Below are 4,924 nucleotides of genomic sequence, written 5' to 3' on the forward strand. Positions count from 1 at the left end.
TCACCCGGCTCTCTGCGAGAGCAGACCTCTCCCGCACGGGAGAGGGGACCCGCGCCGGATCCGGCTCAAGGCTCGCTCGGCATATGCGATTACCCTGCGGCCGCGGGGACGGGGCATGGGCCGGTCGACGGCCCCGGCGCGGGTCGCGCCCGAACGCCGCGGTCCCTCGTCCGATCAGGCGATGGTCCCGGTCCGCCCTTTGAGCATCCGGGCGCGACTGCTAAGGGTCTGGCCGGGGCCGAGCGGGCCGCCGCCCGAAGGGATGTCCGACTTGGATCGAGCAGGCAGCGCCGCCCAGCACATCGACCTCTCCGCCTGCGACCGCGAGCCCATCCACATCGTGGGCAGCGTCCAGCCGCACGGCTTCCTGCTCGCCCTCGATCCGCGAAGCCTCGTCGTCCTCCAGGCGAGCGCGAACGCACCCGCGGCCGCATCGGTCGGCACGGCCCTGGAGAGCGCCTATCCCGAACTCGCCGCGCTCGCCGAACGCTACCGCGACGCGGGTGCGGAGGAGGACGGCGCCCTCTACCTGCGCACCGTCACGCTGGGGCTCGGCCCCGCGCGCCAATCCTACGAGGTCGCGGCGCACCGGATCGACGACCTCCTCGTCCTGGAGCTGGAGGAGACCGACGACGCCTCCGGGGAGGCCGGCCTCGACGCGCTGAACCCGCGGCTGCGCGCCTTCGTGCGGCGCCTGCACGGGGCCCGCGGGGTCGAGGATCTCTGCCAGCTGCTCGCGCAGGACATCCGCCGCCTCACCGGCTTCGACCGCGCGCTGGTCTACCGCTTCGATCGGGACTGGCACGGCACGGTGCTCGCCGAGGACGGCAACGGCGTGCTGCCGTCCTACCTCGACCTGCGTTTCCCCGCCTCCGACATCCCAGCCCAGGCGCGCGAGCTCTACCGGCGCAACCGCCTGCGCATCATTCCGGACGCCGGCTACGTGCCGGTGCCGATCCGCCCCGGCACGACGGCCGCCGGCGAGCCCCTCGACCTCAGCCAGTCGATCCTCCGCTCGGTCTCGCCGGTCCACGTCGCCTACATGCGCAACATGGGCACCATGGCGTCGATGTCGGTGTCGATCCTGGTGGACGGGGCGCTCTGGGGGCTGGTCTCCTGCCACAACCGGGAGCCGCGACGCGTCCCGTTCCAGGCCCGCAACGCCTGCGACGTCCTCACCCAGATCTTCGCGCTGCAGCTCTCCGCGAAGGTCCGCGGCGAGCAGGCCGAGCAGCGCCTCGCGCTCGGCGCCGTGCAGGGCCGTCTCCTCGGATTCATGGCGGAGGAGGACAGCTTCGTCGACGGGCTCCTGAACCACCCGGACGACGTCCTCGCGCTGGTGAACGCCTCGGGCGCGGCCGTCGTCACGGCCGACCGCTGCCGTCTCCTCGGCGCGGCGCCCCCGGAGGCGGAGGTGCGCGCCCTCTACGCATGGCTCTCGGCGCGCGGGGAGGCCGACGACGTCTACGTCACCGAGTGCCTGGCCGAGGCCTTCCCGCGCGCCGCGGGCTTCGCCGACCGGGCGAGCGGCCTCCTGGCGATCTCGGTCTCGAAACGGTACGCGAGCTACATCCTCTGGTTCCGGCCGGAGGTGGTGCGCACCGTGCGGTGGGGCGGCAACCCCGTGAAGGCCGCCAGCCCCGACCCGGAGGGCGGCCCGGACCGGCTGCACCCGCGCAAGTCCTTCGACATCTGGAAGGAGACGGTGAAGGGCCGCTCGCTGCCCTGGTCGCTCCCGGAGGTCGAGGTGGCCGAGGACCTGCGCGCCTCGGTCCTCGGGATCGTGCTGCGCAGGGCCGAGGAACTCGCCGCCATGAGCGAGGAACTGCAGCGCTCGAACAAGGAGCTGGAGGCGTTCTCCTACTCGGTCAGCCACGACCTGCGCGCCCCCTTCCGCCACATCGTCGGCTACGCCAACCTGCTCAAGAACCGGGAGGGCCCGAACCTCTCCGACAAGGGACGGCACTACGTCGAGACCATCATCGAGGCGGCCTTCTCGGCGGGCACGCTCGTCGACAACCTGCTGAGCTTCTCGCAGATGGGGCGGCACGCCCTGAACCGGGTGACGGGGGATATGGGCGCGCTCGTCGAGGAGGTCCGGCGCAAGGTCCTGCGCGACGTGGGACCCGAGCGCGTCGTCCGGTGGGAGGTGGCGCCGCTCGGGCGCGCCTACGCCGACCCGGCGATGCTGCGGCTGGTGCTCGAGAACCTGCTCTCGAACGCCGTGAAGTACACCCGCGGCCGGGACGAGGCGGTCATCGAGGTCGGCCGCCTGCCCCCGCGCGACGGGGAGAGCGTCTTCTACGTGCGCGACAACGGCGTCGGCTTCGACATGGCCTACGTGGACAAGCTCTTCGGCGTGTTCCAGCGCCTGCACCGGGTCGAGGAGTTCGAGGGCACCGGCATCGGGCTCGCGAACGTCCGCCGCATCGTCGAGCGTCACGGCGGCCGGACCTGGGCCGAGAGCCGGCTGGGCGAGGGCGCGACGTTCTACTTCACACTGCCGGTCCGGGAGGAAGCGCACTGAGATGGCGGCCCTGAAGCCCATCCTCCTCGTCGAGGACAACCCGAACGACATCGAGCTGACGCTCGCCGCGCTCGAATCGAGCCAGCTCGCCAACGAGATCGTCATCTGCCGCGACGGCGCCGAGGCGCTCGACTTCATCTACCGGCGCGGCAGCCACGAGGGCCGCGCGCGGCAGGACCCGGCCGTGGTGCTGCTCGACCTGAAACTGCCCAAGGTCGACGGGCTGGAGGTGCTGGCCAAGGTGAAGGGCGACCCGGGCACGCGCGCCATCCCGGTGGTGATGCTGACCTCCTCGCGGGAGGAGACCGACGTGGTGCGCTCCTACAATCTCGGCGTGAACGCCTTCGTGGTGAAGCCCGTCGCCTTCGACGAGTTCTTCGCCGCCATCAAGGAGATCGGCGTCTTCTGGGCGCTCCTGAACGAACCGCCGCCGCACCGGGGAGGCTGGCCATCGAACGCGTGATGACCCACTGATGGACGCCGCACCCTTGCGCCTCCTGCACCTCGAGGACAGCGACCTCGACGCCGAGCTGATCGAGGCCGAACTCGAGCGTCTCGGACAGGCCGTGCGGATCGTGCGCGTGATGAGCCGCGACGCGTTCGCCGCCGAGGCCGTGCCCGGCCGGCACGACCTGATCCTCGCCGACTACGTGCTGCCGACCTTCGACGGCATCAGCGCGCTCTCCCTGGCCAACGCCCAGTGCCCCGAGGTCCCGTTCGTCTTCTGCTCGGGCACGCTCGGCGAGGAGGTCGCCGTCGAGGCGCTCAAGAACGGCGCCACCGACTACGTGACCAAGCAGCGGCTCGACCGCCTGCCGCGCACGATCGTGCGGGCGCTCGCCGAGGCCCGCATCCGGGCGGAGAAGAGCGCCGCGCGGGCCGAACTCGAGGCCCTGAACCGGACGCTGGAGGCGCGCGTCGCCGAGCGGACCCGCGAACTCGCCGAGGCCAACGCCGCGCTCAAGGCGCAGATCGAGGAGCGCGAGCGCGTCGAGGAGGCCCTGCGGCTGGCCCAGCGCCTCGAGGCCGTCGGACAGCTCACCAGCGGCGTCGCGCACGACTTCAACAACCTCCTCACGGTGATCGCCGGCAACATCGAGTTCCTGGAGCGCGCCGTCGCCGACGAGCGCTCGCGGCGGCGCCTCGACATGATGCGCGGCGCCGCCGCGCGCGGCGCCAACCTGACCGCCCAGCTCCTCGCCTTCTCCCGACGCCAGCGTCTCGAGCCGACCCCGGTGAACCTGAACCGGACGGTCGCCTCGATGCGCGACCTGCTCACCAGCTCGATCGGCGGGGCGGTGCGGATCGAGACCGCCCTGCACGAGGGGCTCTGGCGGGCCCTGGTCGATGCCACCCAGGTCGAGCTCGTCATCCTGAACCTCGCCATCAACGCCCGGGACGCGATGGCGGTGGGCGGCCGCCTCACCATCGAGACCGCCAACATGACGGTGCAGGCGAGGCCGACGCGGCCCGAGCACCCGCAGCCGGGCGCGTACGTCATGGTCTCGGTCAGCGACACCGGGACCGGGATGTCGCCGGAGGTGCTGGCGCGGGTCTTCGAGCCCTTCTTCACCACCAAGGCGGTCGGCAAGGGATCGGGCCTCGGGCTCGCCCAGGTCTACGGCTTCGTGAAGCAGTCCGGCGGCGGCCTGCGCATCGACACGGCGCCCGGCGAGGGCACGTCGATCAAGGTGTACCTGCCGCGGGCCGAAGGCGAGCGGGCGATCGCCCCGGCCGCGGACGACGAGGTCGATTGCCTGCGCGACCACCCGCTGGGCGCCAAGCCCGCGCTGCTGGTCGTCGACGACGACGGCGGCGTGCGCGAGGTGACCGCGACCCGGCTCGGCGAGGCGGGCTACGCCGTGCGCGAGGCGGCCTCGGGCCTGCAGGCCCTGGCGGCGCTCGAGGCGGACCCGTGCGTCGATCTCGTGGTGATCGATTTCGCGATGCCCGGCATGAACGGGGCGGAGGCCGCGATCGAGCTCCGCAAGCGCTGGCCGCACATCCCGGTCCTGTTCGTCACGGGCTACGCCGACACCGCGGCGCTGACCCAGGCGGGTGCGGTGGGGGCCGACGGCATCGTGCAGAAGCCGTTCCGGGACGGTGAACTGGAGCGCAAGGTCGCCGCAGCGCTCGCGGCTCGCCCGGTGCCGCGCTTGAGGCTGGTCACGGACCGCGACCGGAGCGCGTGAGGCGCGGGCGTCCGGATCCGGCGGGGCTCCTCGCGGGATCCGGATGTCCCGGAGCCGCAGTAGCCGGTGGAGGCGGCCCGGTCGCGACCGCCCTCCGCCGGGTCGGCCCCCGGGCTCGACGCGATGCCGGGGGCCGACCGTCCCGCGGGGGTTACTGACCGGCGGGCTTGCTGGCCGGAGCGGGGTTGGTGTTCGACGCCGGAGG

At 72.6% G+C, this 4,924-nt stretch carries 3 protein-coding genes; all 3 read left to right on the plus strand.

All coding sequences use genetic code 11. The annotated features are described in order from the left end of the window. The first annotated feature begins 262 nt into the window (after nt 1-262). Genes AX737_RS24655 through AX737_RS24665 form a run of 3 tightly spaced genes read left to right on the plus strand, consistent with a single transcriptional unit; the run spans nt 263 to nt 4,719 of the window. Nucleotides 263-2,527 (plus strand): ATP-binding protein, encoded by a 2,265-nt coding sequence (locus AX737_RS24655; RefSeq protein ID WP_066925922.1) that lies wholly within the window; start codon nt 263-265, stop codon nt 2,525-2,527. Nucleotide 2,528: 1 nt separating this feature from the next. Next, a complete protein-coding gene (locus AX737_RS24660; RefSeq protein WP_066925925.1) occupies nt 2,529-2,990 on the plus strand; it encodes a response regulator in 462 nt (153 codons plus the stop codon). A 10-nt stretch (nt 2,991-3,000) separates the two neighbouring features. Beyond that, on the plus strand, nt 3,001-4,719 hold the full coding sequence (locus AX737_RS24665) for a response regulator (protein WP_066925928.1): 1,719 nt from the start codon (nt 3,001-3,003) through the stop codon (nt 4,717-4,719). Nucleotides 4,720-4,924 lie beyond the last annotated feature (205 nt).

Source organism: Methylobacterium sp. CCH5-D2 (assembly GCF_001556475.1).
Classification (GTDB): Bacteria; Pseudomonadota; Alphaproteobacteria; order Rhizobiales; family Beijerinckiaceae; genus Methylobacterium; species Methylobacterium hispanicum.